At 71.5% G+C, this 16,702-nt stretch carries 19 protein-coding genes; 10 read left to right on the top strand and 9 right to left on the bottom strand.

Going from position 1 to position 16,702, the window contains the following annotated elements; all coding sequences use genetic code 11:
- Positions 1-50 precede the first annotated feature (50 nt).
- From tpg to ACIGZJ_RS34540, 9 genes are all read right to left on the bottom strand, one after another.
- Positions 51-632 carry a telomere-protecting terminal protein Tpg gene (gene tpg, locus ACIGZJ_RS34580; protein WP_396460999.1) on the bottom strand — a complete coding sequence of 194 codons (582 nt, stop codon included), beginning with the start codon at positions 630-632 and terminating at the stop codon, positions 51-53.
- Positions 633-740: 108 nt separating this feature from the next.
- The gene (gene tap / locus ACIGZJ_RS34575) at positions 741-3,083 is read right to left on the bottom strand and encodes a telomere-associated protein Tap (protein WP_396460998.1); all 2,343 of its coding nucleotides are present in this window, start codon (positions 3,081-3,083) and stop codon (positions 741-743) included.
- A 263-nt stretch (positions 3,084-3,346) separates the two neighbouring features.
- Positions 3,347-4,774, bottom strand: coding sequence for a replicative DNA helicase (locus ACIGZJ_RS34570; RefSeq protein WP_396460997.1), 1,428 nt, complete (start codon positions 4,772-4,774; stop codon positions 3,347-3,349).
- A gap of 87 nt (positions 4,775-4,861) precedes the next feature.
- The gene (locus ACIGZJ_RS34565) at positions 4,862-6,031 is read right to left on the bottom strand and encodes a hypothetical protein (protein WP_396460996.1); all 1,170 of its coding nucleotides are present in this window, start codon (positions 6,029-6,031) and stop codon (positions 4,862-4,864) included.
- The gene (locus ACIGZJ_RS34560) at positions 6,028-6,288 is read right to left on the bottom strand and encodes a hypothetical protein (RefSeq protein WP_396460995.1); all 261 of its coding nucleotides are present in this window, start codon (positions 6,286-6,288) and stop codon (positions 6,028-6,030) included. Before ACIGZJ_RS34560 ends, ACIGZJ_RS34565 begins: the two co-directional genes overlap by 4 nt.
- A 369-nt stretch (positions 6,289-6,657) precedes the next feature.
- A complete protein-coding gene (locus ACIGZJ_RS34555) occupies positions 6,658-7,524 on the bottom strand; it encodes a DUF1932 domain-containing protein (protein WP_396460994.1) in 867 nt (288 codons plus the stop codon).
- 38 nt (positions 7,525-7,562) lie between these two features.
- Entirely contained in the window at positions 7,563-8,765 is a 1,203-nt protein-coding gene (locus ACIGZJ_RS34550) for an HAD-IA family hydrolase (protein WP_396460993.1), read from the bottom strand.
- The gene (locus tag ACIGZJ_RS34545) at positions 8,762-9,799 is read right to left on the bottom strand and encodes an AAA family ATPase (protein ID WP_396460992.1); all 1,038 of its coding nucleotides are present in this window, start codon (positions 9,797-9,799) and stop codon (positions 8,762-8,764) included. Before ACIGZJ_RS34545 ends, ACIGZJ_RS34550 begins: the two co-directional genes overlap by 4 nt.
- A gap of 164 nt (positions 9,800-9,963) precedes the next feature.
- Complete coding sequence (locus tag ACIGZJ_RS34540; RefSeq protein ID WP_396460991.1) at positions 9,964-10,293, bottom strand: GntR family transcriptional regulator; 330 nt, start codon at positions 10,291-10,293, stop codon at positions 9,964-9,966.
- A 184-nt stretch (positions 10,294-10,477) separates the two neighbouring features.
- On the opposite strand from ACIGZJ_RS34540, the gene ACIGZJ_RS34535 reads away from it, so the two are divergent.
- The 10 genes from ACIGZJ_RS34535 to ACIGZJ_RS34490 all read left to right on the top strand — a co-directional run bounded on the left by ACIGZJ_RS34535 (position 10,478) and on the right by ACIGZJ_RS34490 (position 16,672).
- The gene (locus tag ACIGZJ_RS34535; RefSeq protein WP_396460990.1) at positions 10,478-10,828 is read left to right on the top strand and encodes a hypothetical protein; all 351 of its coding nucleotides are present in this window, start codon (positions 10,478-10,480) and stop codon (positions 10,826-10,828) included.
- A 2-nt stretch (positions 10,829-10,830) separates the two neighbouring features.
- Entirely contained in the window at positions 10,831-10,962 is a 132-nt protein-coding gene (locus tag ACIGZJ_RS34530) for a hypothetical protein (RefSeq protein ID WP_396460989.1), read from the top strand.
- Positions 10,959-11,129, top strand: coding sequence for a hypothetical protein (locus ACIGZJ_RS34525; protein WP_396460988.1), 171 nt, complete (start codon positions 10,959-10,961; stop codon positions 11,127-11,129). The genes ACIGZJ_RS34530 and ACIGZJ_RS34525 overlap by 4 nt, the downstream gene beginning before the upstream one ends.
- On the top strand, positions 11,129-11,422 hold the full coding sequence (locus ACIGZJ_RS34520) for a hypothetical protein (RefSeq protein ID WP_396460987.1): 294 nt from the start codon (positions 11,129-11,131) through the stop codon (positions 11,420-11,422). The genes ACIGZJ_RS34525 and ACIGZJ_RS34520 overlap by 1 nt, the downstream gene beginning before the upstream one ends.
- Positions 11,423-11,594: 172 nt before the next feature.
- Positions 11,595-12,182: a hypothetical protein gene (locus ACIGZJ_RS34515; RefSeq protein ID WP_396460986.1), complete on the top strand. Its 588-nt coding sequence runs from the start codon at positions 11,595-11,597 to the stop codon at positions 12,180-12,182.
- Positions 12,183-12,338: 156 nt separating this feature from the next.
- A complete protein-coding gene (locus ACIGZJ_RS34510; protein WP_396460985.1) occupies positions 12,339-12,470 on the top strand; it encodes a hypothetical protein in 132 nt (43 codons plus the stop codon).
- A gap of 254 nt (positions 12,471-12,724) precedes the next feature.
- Positions 12,725-12,958 carry a hypothetical protein gene (locus ACIGZJ_RS34505; RefSeq protein WP_396460984.1) on the top strand — a complete coding sequence of 78 codons (234 nt, stop codon included), beginning with the start codon at positions 12,725-12,727 and terminating at the stop codon, positions 12,956-12,958.
- The gene (locus ACIGZJ_RS34500; protein WP_396460983.1) at positions 12,951-13,808 is read left to right on the top strand and encodes a hypothetical protein; all 858 of its coding nucleotides are present in this window, start codon (positions 12,951-12,953) and stop codon (positions 13,806-13,808) included. Before ACIGZJ_RS34505 ends, ACIGZJ_RS34500 begins: the two co-directional genes overlap by 8 nt.
- A gap of 2 nt (positions 13,809-13,810) precedes the next feature.
- The gene (locus ACIGZJ_RS34495) at positions 13,811-14,395 is read left to right on the top strand and encodes a hypothetical protein (RefSeq protein ID WP_396460982.1); all 585 of its coding nucleotides are present in this window, start codon (positions 13,811-13,813) and stop codon (positions 14,393-14,395) included.
- A 24-nt stretch (positions 14,396-14,419) separates the two neighbouring features.
- Positions 14,420-16,672, top strand: a complete 2,253-nt coding sequence (locus tag ACIGZJ_RS34490) for a hypothetical protein (RefSeq protein ID WP_396460981.1) — start codon at positions 14,420-14,422, stop codon at positions 16,670-16,672.
- Positions 16,673-16,702: the final 30 nt, after the last annotated feature.

Raw genomic sequence — 16,702 nt, 5'->3', positions numbered from 1 at the left:
GAGCGACCGGGACGGTGTTTTTCGGCGACACGGAGGGTATCGGGACCGGTCTACAGCTCCAGGTCCATCCAGTTGATGCTGTTCAGCTCGACGTCGAGGCCTCGGGCGCGGCCTCCCCGGGCCTGGAAGTAGTGCTCGCGCAGCGCGTCGGCGAGCAGCTTCTCCTGTTCGGCTTCGGTGGCGCCGGTGTCGCGGGCGGCGTAGAGGGCCTGGGCGACGCTGCCGGGCATCCGGAGGTTCTCCAGGAGCCGGTCGCGGGGGTCGTCGGTGGAGCCGCCGGACGCGCTGAAGCCGAAAGTGGCGGCGAGGTGGAGCGTGAAGCCATTCGTCTCGGCGTCGCGGCGGACCCGGTTCTTCACCCGGGGCTGCCAGGCGGTGCGCACGGCCTGCTCGACCTTGGCCGCGTTCGCCTTGGCCATCGGGATGTCGCCCTTCAGCTCCCCCTCGGCGACGGCCTTGAGCGCGTGCACCCAGCGCTGCGCGGTGCGCACCGAGACACCGGCCGCCTGGGCGAGGCGGGCGGTGTCCTCCTTGGCGACCTTCTCCCACAGGAAGCGCACGCGGGTGTTGAGGTGCACGGGGATGGGGCGGGTGCGCTCGGCGCGCTCCAGGCCCTCGTCGATCTCTCCCACGGGGCATCGGTTCCTTCCTACCGCCCCGGGGTCCGGGGCGGCGTCGCGTCGTGGCGGGCGGTGGGGCGGCCCGCCGGGCGGGTGCCGACGGGCCGCGGTGAGGGCCGGCTATTCGTCGTCGGAGACGACGCCGCCTGGCTTCATGCGGCGGGCCGGGTTCTCGCCGTCGGCGAGCATCCCGGTGATCTCCGGCATCGGGCGGGAGCCCTCGTGCTTCACCAGGCCCGGGCTGACGCCCAGGCGCAGCGCGGTGGTGAGGGTGCCGTCCGGCTTGGTGAGGATGTTGAGGGGGCCGGGGCCGGGGGCGGCGAAGACGGCGCAGTCGGAGAGCACCGCGAAGGCGTGCAGGCCGGTGTCGGCGGTCATCTTGCGGAGTTTGCGGTGGAGGTTGACGGTGGCGGTGTCGATGATGAGGGCGCGGGTGAGCGGTTCCCAGGTGGGGCGTTCCAGGGCGGCCCAGGGGTCGCCGGGCTTGTAGCCGTGCTGGCCGCGGGGGCGTTGCCGGAAGGCGCCGACGGTGGACTTCGCGGTCTGCTTGATGGCGGCCAGGACCGCGAGTTCGGCCGGGTCGCCGGTGGTCTTGAGGGCGGCCATCGCGTCGAGGAACGCGAGCGGGTCGGTGTCGGCGAGGTCGATCGGGATGCCGAGGGCGGCCATGGTGTCCAGGTACGCGGCGCGCAGCCGCTTGTGCCACGGGTCCAGGTAGGGGCCGCTCTCGTGCCGCAGCCACCCCTCGGTCGGCTGGACCTGGGCGCCGAGCTCGATGGCGTAGGCGACCTTCACCGTGGAGTACCAGGCCGGGCCCATCGGCCGCGCGCCGTCGGGGGAGAACGGCGAGGGCAGCAGCGGGTCGGTGTCGACGTGGGACAGGTCGACCAGCCAGGAGCCGGGGACCTTCTTGTCGAAGACCGGGTTCAGCTCGTGCACCGCCCCGGACAGCGGCAGCGTCAGCCGGCCCGCGGCCGCGAGGAACGAGGTGTTCACGTCCAGGCCCACCGCGAACGGCGCCGCCTGCTCCTCGACGGTCAGGTCGCGGCACCAGTCCCACGCCTCGGTCACCAGCTCGCCGCCCGTCTCCCGGCCCTGGGCGAGCGGGTGGATCGAGGGGACCTCCGACGGCGCTGGCTCCAGCGCCTCCTGACGGGATCCCTCCACCGGGCCGGACTTCCAGCCGGCCTCGGTGCGCACCGCCATGGTGGGCGGGCGCAGCGCGGTGACGAGTTCCAGGCCGGAGGAGGCGGTGGAGCCGCGCGGGGTGATCACGCGCTTCGCATAGGTGCCGAGGAGGCGGGCCAGGCCGGGGGCGTCCAGGCCGTCGGGGATGGACCAGCCGCCCGAGGCGAGAGCGCCCCAGCCGGGGATGCACAGCTGCACGCACTGGCGCTTGCCGTCCTCGGGGGTGCGGTAGATCCGCGCCCAGGGACCGAGGCCGCGCTGGGTGAGCTGCCAGCCGGCCTTCTCCAGGGCCTTCACCGTCTTGTGGGTCTTCGCCAGCTGGCCCAGGCGCTGGACGAAGTCCTTCTTCTCGTCGCGGCCCATCGGCGGCAGGCCCAGCTCGGCGAGCGCGGCGTCGGTGAGCACGACCAGGGCGTCGCCGTCCTTGCCGTGCCGGTGCAGACGCGGCGAGCCGAACCTGCTCTCCAGTGCCCACTCCACGACATCGGCGAGCGTGCGCCCGGCCGGCGCGGCCGGCGCCTGGGTGCCGTCGGCGAGGTAGGCCACCAGCGCCCGGCCGGACGGGGCGACGTCCAGCACCGCCAGCGGCCCGTCCGGGAACCGCGCCGCCGCGGCCTGCTCCCAGTCGGCCGGGCCCTCGGCCGCGGCGGCCTTCTTCGCCGGCGCCTTGCGCGCCCGCGAGGACGCCGCCGGACGCGACGACCCGGGACGGCTCGGCGCAGCCGCAGGGGCGGCCTGGCGGGGCGCGGCGACCGGAGCGACCGAGGCAGCCGGCTCCGGCGCCGCCACGGCGACCGGGGCAGCGGAGGGGCGGCAGAACCCGCCCAGGTGCATCGGGTGGCCCTGGGCGCGGTAGACCGACGGCTGCCCGCACTGCACACACGGCGCAGGCGCGGCCATCAGCAGCGAGCCGTCCGGGTTCTGGTCCAGCATCACCAGCTGCGCGGCCGGCGCGGACGGGGCCGGCTGCTCGGCCACCGGGGCGGCGGCGAACGCCTCCGGCACCACGGCCGCCGCCGGCGGCTGGGGCGCAGGGAAGCGGGCGGCCAGGCCGCGCAGCAGCCGGGCGTAGTCAGCGCGCTGCGGCGGCCGCGGATCCGAGCGGCCGGTCTCCCAGGCCCAGATCGTCTCCTCCCTCACCCCGATCCGCTCGGCCACCCGGCCCCGGGTCAGCTTCGCCGCCAGGCGCAGCCGCTTGCGTTCGGCCGGCGGCGGGAGCTCCTCTTCTTCGATCTCCGCGAGCAGCGCGTCGATCGGGTCGATCCCCTCGGTCATGACGTACCTCCTGTCACCCATCGTAGTGCAGTTTCTAAGCCTGGATCTAATGATTTGCTAACCCGCGAGGATGGTTCCGAGCCGCTCGGACTGACCGGGGGGCCTCCCCACCAGCCGCCCAAGACCGGCCGTTTTCAAACGGCCGTCCCGGGCCAAGCCCTAGATCGTCTCCTGGCGGCCGATCTTGACCCCGAACGGAGCGACGGCGCCGGAAAGGGCGTCCAGGTCACCAGAGGGGCCGTCAGGGCCCTTCTTGGGGCGGTTCAGTCGTTGGTCATGGAGGCGAGCCTGGCCATGTGGCCCTGGAAGGACAGCTGGACGATCCGGCCGTTGGGCCCGTTGCGGTTCTTGGAGACGATCGCCTCGACGGTCCCGGCGGTCGGACCGGTGTCGGTGCCGTCCTCGGCGAGCTCGCGGTGCAGCAGGATGATCACGTTGCTGTCCTGCTCGATCGAGCTGGAGTCCTTGAAGTCGGAGACCAGCGGCCGGCGGCCGACCGCGCCGCGGTTGAACTGGGCCAGCGCCACGACCGGGATCTCGAACTCCACCGCGATGTTCTTGAGGCCCCGGCTGATGTCGCCGATCTCCTTGGCCCGGGTGTCGTTGGCCTTGGAGTTCTCCGGGGTCATCAGCTGGAGGTAGTCGGCCACCAGCATGGCGGGCGGGTGGCCCTGGGAGGCCATCCACCGCAGCTTCGCCCGCAGCTTCGACAGGGTCTGCCCGGGGGCGTCGTCCAGGACGAAGTTACGCGCGTTGCGCATCCGGTCGGACACCCGGGCGATGCGCTCCCAGTCGTCGTCGTTCAGCTTGTGCTTGACCAGGCGGTCCAGCCAGACGCCGGACTCGGCGGAGGTCAGGCGGGCCATCAGCTCGTGGCCCATCATCTCCATGCTCGCCACCAGGACCGGCCGGTTGCGGTGCAGGGCGACGTGCGCGGCCAGGTTCATCCCGAACAGACTCTTGCCGCCGGCGGTCGCGGCGCCGATCATCACCAGCTGGCCCGGGAGCAGCTGGACGACCTCGCTGATGTCGGGCCAGGGCGTGTCCAGGGCGCGCGGGTCGACCCCGGCCTCCTGAGCGTCGATGAAGTCCTGCCACCGGTCGGCGACCGACAGCTTCTGCTCCACGACGGCGGTTCCCGCAACCAGCTGCTGGAGCTCGGCCATCGCGGCCTGGACGACCTCGGGGGCCTCGCCGATCGCGGCGTAGCCCCGGGCGGCCATCCGGGTGCCGGTCTCGATGACCTTGCGGAACGCGGCCAGGTCGCGCACCGTCTCGGCGTAGTGCTCGGCGTTGGCCGACGTCGGCACCGCGTTCACGCAGGTGTGCAGGTAGGCCGGGCCGCCGACCTTGGTGAGCTCGCCCCGGGAGGTCAGCTCACCGCCCACCAGGATCGGGTCGATGTCGACCTTGTCGGCCGTGCGGTCGTGCAGGTCCCGGATCGCGTTGTAGATCAGCTCGTGCGCTGGCCGGTAGAAGTCGCCAGGCCCACGCAGCGTGCCCAGCACCGCGTCAATCGCGGGCCGCGACAGCATCATCGCGCCCAGCACGGCCTGCTCGGCCCTGATGTCGTTGGGCTGCTCGCGTTCCAGCGCCTGGCGGGCGGCCGGTACTGGCAGGTTTCCGTCGTCGCCGTCGGGCGCCGGGCCGTAGGCGTCGGCGTAGTCGCGGGAGTCGTCTGCAATGCTCATGGTGGAACTCCTGGTCAGTCAGTGAGTGGGCGGTTCCGCAGGGCGGCTGGACCATGCCGGGTCCAGCCGCCCGCTTTCGCTACCGGGTCAGGCCGTGGTCTGGCACTGCGGGCACGCCTGGAGGCGCAGAATCCCGGCCTTGTCCCGGACACCGCGGGTGCGGGTGATCGGGTCGCAGTCCAGGTCGCCGCAGTGCTGTGCCGGGCGGACGTCGTCCGGCGCGGTCCGGGGCCGGGCCACCGACGGCGCGTCGCGGTCGCGCAGCACCACGTGCCGGGCGCGCAACTTGTCGATCCGGGCACCGATCGCCGAGGACGGGTCCTTGAGGCCACCGGCCGAGCGGTGGGTCAGGTCGTAGACCAGGACGTCGTCCAGCTCGGTGTAGCCGAGCAGCGGCAGGGCCGCCAGCAGCCGGGACGCGAACTTCTTCGCGTCCCGCAGCCCGCACGCGAACGGCGCGGGCAGCTCCATCAGGAACCGGACGACCGCCTGCTGCTCCTCGGTCATGGGCGCGGGGTTGTTGTTCCTCGCGGAGCGAGTCCCGCTCCCCCTCCCCGTCACGGTGTCAGCCGAGACGGAGGGGTCCGTTGTGGCACGGGGGTTAGGGGGGGTAGTTCCTACCTCCGGGGGGTGTGGGGGGGAAGCGCTACCGTGACCGGCAATGCCGTCCACGGTCTGACCTGCGGAAATGCGCTTCTCACCGTGACCGGCATTGCCGTGGGCGGTGCTACCGTGACCGGCAATGCCGTCCACGGTCTGACCTGCGGAAATGCGCTTTCGACCCTTTCGGGCCCCAGCCGTGCCCGGCATTGCCGTCTGCGGTGTGACCTGCGGCGATACCGGAGCTCCATCAGCGCTGAGCGGCTCCGACGGCATCCAGTCCGGGTTGTACGCGGGCCGCCGGTACAGCTCGTACCCGGCTCCGCCGAACCGCCCCTTCTGTCCCTGGGCCTGGCCGATCCGGCGGAGGAACCCGGCCTCGGTCAGCCGGCGGAACGACGCCTGCACCGCGTCGCGACCGATCAGCCCCGAGCCGTTGCCCGCCTGGACCCCTTCGGCCCGGAGAGCGGCCAGCACCTTCGCCGCGGTGGGCGAGGTGCCGCCGGCCACCATGAACATCAAGTGCAGGAGCACAAGCGTGTCCAGAGGATCGGGCAGGTTGGAGCCGTAGACCATGTGCATGTGCACGGTGACTTCGGTGACCGGCTCGGTGCCCGGGACGACCCGCATGGTGTCGTCGTCGTGCGACGTGTTCATCGGGTGCCCCCAAAGTCGCTGGCGGCCTCGCGGATCAGCACGGTGGCGTCCACGCCAGCGAAGTCGAACCACTCACCTCGAAGTCGAAGGGGAAGTGCGACTTCTTCCCGCGGCTCAGGAGCCCAGCCGGTGTAGAACTCGGCGCCGGACCTCACTTTGGCCACCGCCGATCCGGCGGCGGGCACCAGGAGCAGCCCGGCCTGGACGACGGCAGGGTGGTAGGCGGGCGGGTGCTGGACATGAGTGTGGTTCTGCATGCCCCTAGAGGCCGGAAGTCCGGGCACGGTGTGATCCGGGATGGGGTGACGTGCGTCATAGATGGGTGGTGCGGCCGGAGTGACACGGCGGCGCCGGGGGGCGGGGTGGTGCAACGAGTGCTCGCTCTCCCGCCGTTGCCAATCCGTCGGCACCAGGCGCTCGCCCGGCTGGGCGATGAGACAGGTGTCTCTCGCCCCAGGCTGGGTATGCCTGGTACCGTCGGACCAGCAACGGCTGTTTCTTGGGCGCTCACCTGGGTGTCCCTGGTAAGAGCCTGAGTTTTGAGAAGCGCAAGCGGCCCAAGTTTGGCGACTGGGGGCCGCTTTCGCGTTTTCTGGGTCTATATGCCGCCCGTGCGGGCGACCGGCTTAGCTTATTCGTCTCCCAGGGTCCTCGGACTGTTCGTCCTTGGCGTGTCGGCTGGACAGCTCAGCCTCGGCGCGGATCAGTTCATCCAATGCCTGGTCGGCCGACATCTTGGTGTTCTTGGAGTCGTCCCACCGGCTTAGCGTGGATGCTGCCGAGCGAAGCAAATCCTCCGGGAGGCCTGCGACGGCCATAGTGTCGGCGGCTTCCTGTAGCTCGGGGCCCCACCGCCATGCTCGGGCAGCGGTCTTGCCAATGTAGTCAGTCTCCGTCAGGTACGAGCCGGCCCGCTGGCCGGCGACATCGAGCAGTGCCTGCTCGACACCATGCTCCCTCGCGAGGCCGTAGGACAGCGCGGCCAGCAACCGGGATGCTTTCTGGAAGGCTGTGTATGAGATCTTCAGAGCGCTAGCCTGGCCGATCTCCTCGCCCAGTACGCGTGTCGACACTGCGGTGCCGGAGAAGAGCTGCTCGACCATCCAGACCTCGTCCGCTGGCCCGGAGAGGTACAGCCGGGGTCGCTTCGTACCGACCGGTGGCGAGCCGATCACCGCGCCGTCGATCACAGCCCGCGCCGTGCGGCCCACCAGCTCGGCGATCCGCTGCGCCCGCTCCGGGCTGATCGCATTGCCCTCCACGAACAGCCCGGTGAACCCGTACTGGGCGACCTCGGCTGCGACGATCTCCGCAGCAGCTGGCGGGCAAAGGCTCAGAACCACCTCGGCTCGCCCCAGCAGCTCCTCCAGCTCGGCTACTGGCTCCAGGCCGAACCGCTGGGCACGGGCAGCTGTCGCGTCGCTCCGCCCTGCCTCGCACCACAGCACCTGAGCGCCGGTCGACGCGGCGCAGCCTGCGACTGCGGCGCCCATGCTGCCTGGGTGTAGGACACCAAGCACTTGATGGCCTGTCATCGGACACTGCCGCGGACGTGGGCCACGGCGGCTAGGACGTCCTGCGCGATGTAGTCCGGCTCCGTGCCACCGGGCCACGGTCTGCCGTGCGACACCCAGACGGTGCGCAGCCCGGCCCCGCGGCCGCCGACGATGTCCAGCTTGGCGTTGTCCCCTATCATCCAGCCGCCTTGGGCGAGGCTTTGGCCGACGCTGGCAGCCGCTGTCTCGAAGATGATGCGCTCGGGCTTTCTGGCGCCGACCTCCTCGGAGATGCATATCGCGTCGGCCCGATTGACGATGCCGCTCGCCTTGAGTTTGGCGCGTTGGATCTGGCTGCCGCCGTTGGTCACGATGACTACGCGCCATCCCTCGGCTCGGGCGACGTCCAGCGCGTCAAGAACCCCGGGAAAGGGTCGGACCGTAGCAGCCAGTTCGTTGCCATAGCGTGCCCAGAGGTCTGCAGCCGACTCGGCCAGGCCGAGCTCGGCACGCAGCGCCTCGAACGTGCTCAGGTCGGCGCGGACCTGCATGGCGTCGAGCATCCGACGCCTGGCGTCGGACGCTAGGCCGCGCTCGGCGCAGTACGAGGCGATCCAGGAGGTGACCGCCGCGTGGCGGGCTATCAGTGTGTCGTCGAAGTCGACCATCAGCAGGCGCTGGCCGCGCGATTCGAGCGCTTGGGAGACCTGCTCGGCAGCCTGCTCAGCGGAAACGGTGTCGGTCCGGATCACCAGGTCGAAGCGGAACCCAGAGTTGGCGTCCAGGTCCGCGCGGGTTGCTTCCCACGCAGACAGGCGCGCCAGGGTGTCCCCGTCGCCGCGCTCGGTCGACCGGCTGGCTGTTACCTCCTGGGGGCACCACAACAGGACACTCAGCCACGTGGCCTGGTAGTCGTCCAGTAGCGCGCGGACCCCGTCGACCTGCCCCAGGTGTACCACCGGGACCCCGGCCTCGAAGGCGGCATCAAGTCCGGGCCGGTCGACGACGTAGGTGTTGCCGTACCGAGAGTTCGCGTAGACGACGTCGTTCGCCGCCGCCAGCTCCGCCAGCTGCGCCTCGCTGCCCATTCGGTAGCCGGCCGCCTTGCCGGTACCAATCTTCAGCCGCTCGAATTGATGGTATTGCTCGTCGTGTCGCGTTAGCGCTGCGGTGATGGTGTCCTTGCCGGAGGCGGGCGGCCCGTACAGGAGCACGCCGCGCCGCTGCTGGCTGGTCATACACGTACCTCCGCGAGTGCGAGACGGGCCTGGTCTGCCAGCGAGATTGCCGTCCCGAGGCGGTTGTCGACCACCAGGTGTGGCACCACCGGTCGTAGCTCTGTGTCGACGGTGGCGATGTAGTCGTCCCAGTGGGCCAACTTCCATGCGTCGCGGGCGGCTGAACGGAATCCGATGTACTCGCGCATCGACTCCGCGTCACAGCTCACCCAGATCGGCGCCACGTCGACCCCTTTGGCGCGGGTGCGGTTGATAAGCCGGGTCATCCACGCAGCGTCCGTCATCTCGGCGATGAAGGGTGCGGTCAGGACCGTGCTGATCCCGCAGGCTACGTTGGCGTAAGCGGCCTGCATCAAGCAGTCGTACTCCAGCGCCCGCACTTGGCTTCGGTACAACTCCGTGTGTCGGTCATTGGGGTCGCCGCCGAGCGAGACCAGCAGCCGTTCTACCAGCGCCCGGGTCAGTGGGTCCTTGTCCAACAATGGCCAGCCAGTCAGTTGGGTCAGGAACCTGGCGAGCTCTGTCTTCCCGCTGCCAGCGTATCCGCCGACCAGGACGATCAAGGGTTGGTTTGGGTCACCGCCCGTGTGGCGCCGCCGCCATGCATCCATGATCCGTTGTTGTACTGCCATGTTGTCGGTCTCGGCTGTACCCGGTGCGATCCGGTGCACTGCCCGTTCGACAGCCAGTACGTGAGCGCCGTTGTTGGTCGCGGACATCGGAGTTAGCGCAAAGGTGGTGTTCTCGCCCGGCAGCGGATTCCGGAAACCGAGCTGCGGATCCGTCGCCCGGTAGAGCGCGCAGTACGCCCGTCGGTAGTCCGGGCCCGGGTAGATCTCACCCTGCTCGTGTTGCCAGATCGTCTGAGGGTGCGCCGCCGGGACGTTTTTCAGTCCGGCCTGCTCCGCCACCGTGCGGAGCCGATCGCCGGCGTCCTCAAGCGTGAGGCCGTGAGCCTCCCGTTGCTCGCGCAGCTTCTCGGGCCGCCACCCCAACCGCACCTTTGCCATGCTCCCCGCCTCCGCTGTCGTCATGCTCGCGAGCCTAGGGGCGGAGCCCCAAAACCCATGTGTACGTGGATATTGAGAACGCGTTGATGAGCTCGCGTACGGATCTCCCCATGGAGATGTGATGGTCAGTCACTACCTGGGCGGGATTTGATTTGTCTATCAGAACCGCCTGAGGGAGTGCCTGTGGATCACGTCCTTTTGAAGAGCTCATGCTCGACCCGCTCCAGGCGGGCAGTCAGCGCGCTGACCTGCTCCCGTAGCTCCTGGAGTTCGGGTGGCGCCTGGGGTTCGTCTAGCGCCTGTCGCACGAAGCTCCCCTTCCCCTGATGCGAGTAGATCAGCCCGGACACCCGGAGGTCGGCGAGTGCCCTCTGTACGGTCCCGTGGGCCACTCCGTAATGAGTGGCCAGCTCGCGGGTGCTGGGCAGCTTGTCGTCTGGCCGAAGTCTGCCTAGACGGATTTGATCGCGCACGTCCTCCACGATCCGCTGGTAGGGCTGGGCGGGTGGATCAGTCATGAGCCACATCGTAGAGCCACCTCTCTGGCATAGATAGCTGTACCGGCTTAGTTGACACAGTGACTGTACCAGCTAAGCTGGCTAAGCCGACATGGAAGTACTCGTGGAAACGGCAAGACCCCGGTGCGCCTGGACAGCATCCACCGGGGTCTCGACGGACCGACTCGTCAAGGGAGTGATCCGCATGACCAGCATCGCGCACCAGAACCCGATCGGGAGCACCGGGGCAACCCTGACCCTCCACCCCCAGGCGCTCAGCGTCCAGAGCATGGTGGACGCCCTCACCGCCCACCGCAGCGCCCCCCTGCAGGTCCAGTACGAGGACCAGGTCATCGCCCTCGTGATCCGGGACCTGACGTCCGCCGACCCGGCCGCCAGCGTCGGCGCGGTGAACGCGGTCGTCGCCGAGGTCTGGAAGCAGGCCGCCGAGCACGTCGAGAAGGCCGCCACGACCTGGACCCACATCAGCTGGTTCGTCCAGAACGCCGTCACCGAGTTCATCGAGGGCCTGCGGCCGCAGATGGCGGGGTGCTGACGTTGATCGACACCACGATCGCCGCTGGGCCCGCGCCCGTTCCGCCTATCGACTCCAAGCAGATCGCCGACGCGGCCAAGGCCGCCGGTCGCCTGCTCGTCGGCCTGCTCGGCCGCAAGGGCGGTGGAAAGTGACCAGCGAGCAGCTGTACTCCGCCGTTGCGAACCTCAACGGCCAGATCACCGCCCACACCACCGCTCACGGCATGACCGGTCAGCCCCCGGCCGATGCCCAGATCCCCAGCCCCCAGCCGGCCCCGCAGCCGACCGCTGGCCAGGGCGCCGCGGGAGGTGCGTCCTGATGGCGGGACGAATCGCCGCGTTCCTCGGCTTCGGCTCCAGCAACTCGTCGAGCTCCACCACCTCCGGCGGCACGAGTACTCGGACTGACGGGAGCTCGTCGACAGGCTGGCACTCGTCGGCGCCGCTGCCCGGCGGGCGCGAGGTCCACCCGGCGCCGGCGGCGACCGACCGGTCCGGCCGGCGGGTGTACTCGCCGGACCCGTACACCGGGCCGACCGCCTCCGCCGCGCGCCGCAACTTCGGGCGTCCGGGCCCGTGGCCCGAGCCGCCCGCGGGCAGCCCCCGTCAGTAAGTCCGGACCGCCCTCCCCTCCCCTCTTTCAGCAGCACGGCCTCCCGCCGCCTGCCTCTCGGAGCCGTCCTGGCATGCCCATGCCGGAACGGCGCCGGGAGTGGTGCGGCGGGCCCCGCCAGGGCCCACCACCAGCAACGTTCCCGCTCTCGCCCGATCCAGGAGGCACCCGCATGTCCCACACGCTGACCGGCCGCCGCCCGGCCGCCGTCCCGACCAGCGGCGCCGCCGCGCTCGCCCGGCACATCGTCCGCGCCACCACCACCGCCTCGCGGTCGTGGACCGAGACCGCGCAGCGGTTCGCCGCCGAGGTCGCGGCGCTGACCGGCACCGACCCGGAGATGTGGCTGGAGAGCGACCTTGACGGCAGCGAGACCCGACGCCGCCTGCTGGCCCAGAGCGCGGACGCGATCGTGCGCACCGACGCCTCGATCGTGGTGGTCCTCCCGGCCGAGGCCGGCGACGACTTCGCGGAGCTGGAGGCGGAGATCGCCAACGAGGCCGCCGCCGACGCCGCTAAGGAGGCCGCGACCACCGCCCGGCTTCGGGTCGCCGCGAAGGCCGACCGGCGCGAGCGGGCCCGCGAGCTCGCCCTGCAGGAGTACACCGCCGCCGAGCTCGCCGCCTTCGGCGACGACCCGCTGGACGCCTGGAGCCGCCACGAGCGCGAGCAGGTCAAGCTCTGGTCGCCGTTCCGGGACGGCCCCCGCTGGAGCGAGACCCCGCGGGCCCTCTCCGGCCCCGCCGCCGTCCGGGACTAGCCGCCCGCCGCACCGCCAGCTCCACCCGTCGCCCACCCGGGTTCTGCACCGATCAGCTCGCCGTCCGGTCCCGGCCGACGGCGCGAACCGCACCACCCGGTACAGCCGTCCGGCCGCACCGGCCCCGATCCACCACGACCCGTCAGGAGAACCATCGTGACCACCACCAGTACCGCCCAGCCCGCCCAGGCCCCGGCCGTGCAGGGCACCCACCAGTACCTGCTGACGATGCAGAAGCCCTTGCCGAACAGCGGCGGCTACATGGTCAACACCTACGCGGGCCACTGATCCCCCAGCGCCGGGCTGTCCCGCCACGACCTCTACTAGTGGCTGGTCGGCGAGATGTTCCGCCAGAACCCGCACATGAGCGGCGCCGCCACCCTCTTCTTCGACGTCCAGCCCAACCGGCTCTGACGAGCCCCGCGCCGCGCTGGCCACCCACACGGGTGGCCGGAAGGTTGACGCGCCGTGCATCACCGTCACCCAGTGACCTGACCCGCCGCGCTCCTGCGCATCCGTCGACTCCCAAAGGGGGGAGCACCATGCACCACCAGCCCTTGATTCTCTACTTCTTCGTCGGTGCCACGGCCGTCCCGGTCCTGGTGCTGCTGGTCTGGTCCGTCAAGCAGCACCGCAAGCAGGTCAAGGACAGGGCCGTGACCGTGACCGTGGCCGAGGAGTCCGGCGCCACGCTCGGTCGCTGGAGCGCCCGCAACACGGACCCGGCCGCGTTCATGGCCGAGCGGATCCGGAAGGCGGCCAGCAGCGATGTCTGACACCACGACCAGCGCGGGCACGTTCTCCGGCCTGTTCAACACCGCCACCGCCGGGCCGGGGGGCCTGGACGGCGTCGAGATTGTCGACGCCGAGATCGTGGAGGACACTGTCCCGCCTGCCTCGGTGCCCGGCGGCCGGGCGCCGCACTGGTGGGAGACCCAGCGGATCTACGCCCCGCCGCCCGCGCCCCCGTCCCCGCCCGCGCCCCCGTCCCCGCCCGTGCCGCCGTTGGCGCCGCCGTACGCGGACTGGGCGGCGCACGGCTGGACGGCGGACGCGGCGATGGCCGGCCCGGCGTACTACGCCCCGCCCCCGCCGCCCTTCGTCCCGGCGCCGTCGCCCTTCGGCGCCCCGGACCCGGGCATGGTGGTGCCGGTCGAGGTCGTGGCTCCGCAGCCGGTGCCGGTGATGGTGGTCGCTCCGCCCGCCGAGCCCGAGCCGTTCTGGGACTTCTCGTGGCTGCAGCTGGGCGCCAACGCCACCGCGGCCGCGCTGGCCGCTGTTCCGGCCTGGCTGCTGCACCACTACCAGCCGGGCCTGACCGGCAACTACGGCGTCGACGCCGCTGCGGCCATCGCGGTCCTGTGGGGCGGCAAGCCCGCCCTGCGCTCCCTGTTCCTGGCCGGCGCCGCCTACTACGGCTGCGCCGCCTTCCACGCCGACACCGCGACCACCGCCGCTGTCGAACTCGTCGCCATCGCCCTGCCGCTGGCCGGCGCCAGGCGGGCCGAGATCTCCCCGCTGCGCCGCGCGGCGGTGTGGCTGCCCGTCCTGTCCGGCTGCCTGTCGCTGCCGGCTCTCACCGACGCCATCACCTGGCTCACCACCGCATTCACCGGAGGACACTGATCATGGACGTCACCCTCGGCACCTACGCCGCTGTCTTCGGCCTGACCGGCTGGCAGCTCGCCCGCACCTACGGCATCCCGCTCCCGAAGATCGGCGGCAAGGGCGGCGGGGCCTTCGGTCGCAGCGGCGACGCCGACCACGCCCAGCTGATCCCCTACGCCATCGGCACCGGCTTCGGCACCCTGTGCGGGCTGTGCGCCGGCGGCATCCTCGGCGGCCTGGGCTGGCTCGGCTACAAGGCGAGCGCGTGGGGCGGCCAGCTGTCCCTGTGGTCCAGCACCGGCGCGGCCTCCACCGCCCAGTTCCACGGCGCGAACCCGGTGCCGGTCGGCGGCGGCGGCGCGCTGCTGCTGTTCGTCGTCGCCGTCGTGCTGGCCGGCGCCCGCAAGTCGGCCAAGGGTGCGGCGGGTCCGCGGACCCCGGGCGCCACGGCCTCGGGCCTGGACAAGTGGAAGGTCAGGTTGGGCTTCGTCAACGGCGCCGCCCTGGCCTCGGTCCCGCTGGTCACCTACTACGCCAACGAGGCCCTCTCCAAGGGCGGCCAGGTCGTCCTGGACGCCCTGAACCACGTCGCCTCCACCCGCTGAGACCCGACCCGGAAGGGGGAGCCCGTGAGCATCGACCTGCGCGTGGAGCCCGCCGAGGAGGAGATCCTCGAGGGCGAGCTCCTGGACGACGACGACCCGGGCCCGCGCCCGGCCGAGCCGGCGCCGTGGTGGCGCCGCCAGATGGACCACGTCCCCGCAGGCCTGCGGATCCTGGCCGGCGAACGTGCGGCTTGGCTGTTCGTCACCGAGGACCACCTCACCGACCGCGCGGTGGCCCTGCACATCCTCAACAATCGCCACCAGGTGTGGGAGGCGGCGCGCGGCGCGGAGCACACCGCCCTGGCCGCCCGCGCCGCGCAGGAGCTGGCCGCCGCCAACACCTCGGGCGCCGCCGCCCAGGCCCAGGGCGTCACCCCGGCCGGCCACACCGCGGCCAAGCGCGCCGAGCTCGCCGCCCGCACCGCCGCCGCCCAGTGGGAGCAGAAGGCCGCGAACCTGCTGGCCCTTACCTACACCGGGCACGCGCCGGTGACTCCGGGGGAGGTCGGCGACCACCGGCGGCGCATGTCCCACCGGCGCCGTATCCGCCTGGCGCTCACCGTGCTGGGCACCTACGGGCTGCCCGGCCTGCTCGGCGGCCTGCCCACGCTCACCGCGGAGGGCGTGGCCACCGGCGCGGCCGTGGTCCTGGCTGCATGGGGGAAAAGCGTTCTTCCCCGGTGGCGGTCCGCCCGCCGCGCCGAACCTGACCTGGCCTACCCGCTGCCCGACGGCGGTGAGGTGATCGCCCCGGCCGGCCAGCAGGCTGCCGGGAACCCGGCGGCCGCCCCGGGCGGCGCCAGCGGCTCTCCCACCGCGCCGCCGGCGCCACCCACCGGAAACCCGTACCCGATCCGCCAGGCCCAGGGCGTGCAGCAGGCCGCCGAGTGCATCCACCTCGCGCTGCTCGCCGAGGGCCTGGCCATCGGCCAGGTCACCGACGTCACCCAGGAACGCTGGGGCTGGCGCGCCATCGCCCACCTGACGAAGGGCAAGCCCGCCGGTCTGGTCGCCAAACTCGCCGAGCTGGAGGTGCTGCTCGGGGTACGCCAGGGCGGGGTGATGGCCCAGCCGCAGCAGGCCGCCGCCGGATCCGTGGTGCTGCGCGTGCTCACCGGCGACCCGTTCGACCCGATGCCGCCGCACCCGGTCTACCCGCCGCGCTCGAACAGCATCCTCAAGCCCATGGTGCTCGGCCCCTCGATGGACGGCGAACCCACCAGGATCACCCTGGCCGGGCAGAACGTGATGGTGATCGCGGTGCCCGGCGGCGGGAAGTCCATGATCGTCCGGGCGATGGCCGACTACATCACCAGCTGCACCGACGCCATCGTCATCGACATCGACCCCACCGGCCGGGGACTGGGCCCGCTGCGCCGCCTGGCCGCGATGCGGGCCTACACCGAGAAGGCGATCGACGACGCGCTGGACTGGGCGATCCGCGAGGCGGAGCTCCGCACTGAGCAGATGGGCGACGACGTCGACAACTTCCAGGTGGACGACGAGAACCCGGCCGTGTTCGTCATCGTCGACGAGCACCCGCAGCTGACTCCGAAGCAGAAGCAGAAGGTCATCAAGCTGGGGCGGATCGGCCGCAAGGCGAGGGACACGGTGATCCTGCTCTCCCAGGACGCCACCAGCGAGGTCGTCGGCGACGCCATCGCCGACGTCTTCGGCATCCGGATCATGCTGCCCGCCCGCAAGGCCGACGTCCCGCTGGTCGTCGGCAGCGACACCGCGATCTCCGAGGGCTGGATGCCGCACCGGCTCACCCCCTCCCCCGGCGACTGGGACCCCGCCGACGCCGGGACGTTCTACATCCTCGCCCCGGGCCTGCGGGACCCGATCCTGCGCCGCGCCACCCACCTGGACGCGGCCACCGCCACTCTCCGTACACAGGAACGGCTCGCCGCCGGCACCGTCACCATCACCCCCGAGCCCGCCGACAGCAGCGACAACGAGAAACTGCCGCTGGTGCTGCTGGCGATCCGGGCCGCGTTCGAGAAGCACGGCGACCCGGACTTCCTCACCACGGACGAGGTCCTGGACCACCTCGCCACCATCGGCGACGAGTGGCGGAAGTGGGACGGCCAGGAGCCTGCCGACCGTCGCCGGGAGGGCGTCAAGAAGATCGGCAAGGAGCTCAAGGAGGCCGGCATCAAGGACCTGTCGACGGTCCGCCGGTTCGACCTCGACAAGAAGAACCCGCCGTCCGGCTACTGGCTCAGCAACGTCGAAACGGCTTTCACTTCGCTCCCCGACGAGAACGCAGCGTAGCCACACAGCGGCCCCGCTGATCCGTGCCGC

The organism is Kitasatospora sp. NPDC052868 (genome assembly GCF_044547105.1).
Lineage (GTDB): Bacteria > Actinomycetota > Actinomycetes > Streptomycetales > Streptomycetaceae > Kitasatospora.
Note: the sequence above shows the minus strand (reverse complement) of the source record. Positions and strands in the feature narration are given on the sequence as shown.

Coding starts and splice junctions, on each gene's coding strand:
- tap (WP_396460998.1), bottom strand. CDS start 3,083: ATGACCGAGGGGATCGACCCGATCGACGCGCTGCTCGCGGAGATCGAA.
- ACIGZJ_RS34570 (WP_396460997.1), bottom strand. CDS start 4,774: ATGAGCATTGCAGACGACTCCCGCGACTACGCCGACGCCTACGGCCCG.
- ACIGZJ_RS34565 (WP_396460996.1), bottom strand. CDS start 6,031: ATGAACACGTCGCACGACGACGACACCATGCGGGTCGTCCCGGGCACC.
- ACIGZJ_RS34560 (WP_396460995.1), bottom strand. CDS start 6,288: ATGCAGAACCACACTCATGTCCAGCACCCGCCCGCCTACCACCCTGCC.
- ACIGZJ_RS34555 (WP_396460994.1), bottom strand. CDS start 7,524: ATGGGCGCCGCAGTCGCAGGCTGCGCCGCGTCGACCGGCGCTCAGGTG.
- ACIGZJ_RS34550 (WP_396460993.1), bottom strand. CDS start 8,765: ATGACCAGCCAGCAGCGGCGCGGCGTGCTCCTGTACGGGCCGCCCGCC.
- ACIGZJ_RS34545 (WP_396460992.1), bottom strand. CDS start 9,799: ATGACGACAGCGGAGGCGGGGAGCATGGCAAAGGTGCGGTTGGGGTGG.
- ACIGZJ_RS34540 (WP_396460991.1), bottom strand. CDS start 10,293: ATGACTGATCCACCCGCCCAGCCCTACCAGCGGATCGTGGAGGACGTG.
- ACIGZJ_RS34535 (WP_396460990.1), top strand. CDS start 10,478: ATGACCAGCATCGCGCACCAGAACCCGATCGGGAGCACCGGGGCAACC.
- ACIGZJ_RS34520 (WP_396460987.1), top strand. CDS start 11,129: ATGGCGGGACGAATCGCCGCGTTCCTCGGCTTCGGCTCCAGCAACTCG.
- ACIGZJ_RS34515 (WP_396460986.1), top strand. CDS start 11,595: ATGTCCCACACGCTGACCGGCCGCCGCCCGGCCGCCGTCCCGACCAGC.
- ACIGZJ_RS34505 (WP_396460984.1), top strand. CDS start 12,725: ATGCACCACCAGCCCTTGATTCTCTACTTCTTCGTCGGTGCCACGGCC.
- ACIGZJ_RS34500 (WP_396460983.1), top strand. CDS start 12,951: ATGTCTGACACCACGACCAGCGCGGGCACGTTCTCCGGCCTGTTCAAC.
- ACIGZJ_RS34495 (WP_396460982.1), top strand. CDS start 13,811: ATGGACGTCACCCTCGGCACCTACGCCGCTGTCTTCGGCCTGACCGGC.